Raw genomic sequence first — 602 nt, 5'->3', positions numbered from 1 at the left:
TCCATTTCATATTTACATCAATCTTTGTTTATAAACACTCCATATAATTTCGGCTGCCCAGAACGTACACATCCCAACCATACGACCATTGTTGCCCGGTTGGCGACTACAGGCTCCTGTGCTGATATTCATGAGGAGGCGTTCACGCTATGGGTGGCCACGACGAGAAAGACAAATGGGTTGTTCGCTCGCAGGCGGGGATTGGCCAGACACTGCAAGAAGTGTTGGCATTGCGCATTTCGCGCCGCGGGATGCTCAAGACGCTGGCGATTGGCGGTTCACTGGCCCTGATCGGCTCGAATCTGACCGCCGTTGAAGAGGCGCTGGCGGCCAATCCCGGTTTAAAGTTTAAGGTCATCAAGCCCACCGATCCCAACTACGATGATGTGGTCGTGCCGGAAGGCTACTATGCCCGCACCCTGATCCGCTGGGGTGAGCCGCTCAGCGCCGATGCGCCCGATTTTGATGTCTGGTTGCAATCGCCGGAAGCGCAAGTTAAGCAGTTTGGCTACAACTGCGATTTCGTTGGCTTCTTGCCGCTGCCTTACGGCTCGAATAACTCAAATCGCGGTCTGCTGGTCGTCAATCACGAGTACACCAAC

The 602-nt window shown here is 54.5% G+C and carries 1 protein-coding gene; it reads left to right on the top strand.

What is annotated here, in order from left to right; all coding sequences use genetic code 11:
• Positions 1-149: 149 nt before the first annotated feature.
• A partial coding sequence (locus NZU74_20635) for a DUF839 domain-containing protein (GenBank protein ID MCS6883733.1) occupies positions 150-602 on the top strand: 453 nt, incomplete at its 3' end.

Source organism: Chloroflexaceae bacterium (assembly GCA_025057155.1).
Taxonomy (GTDB): Bacteria; Chloroflexota; Chloroflexia; order Chloroflexales; family Chloroflexaceae; genus JACAEO01.
The sequence above is the reverse complement of the archived record's forward strand: the minus strand, read 5'-3'. Positions and strand labels throughout refer to the sequence as shown.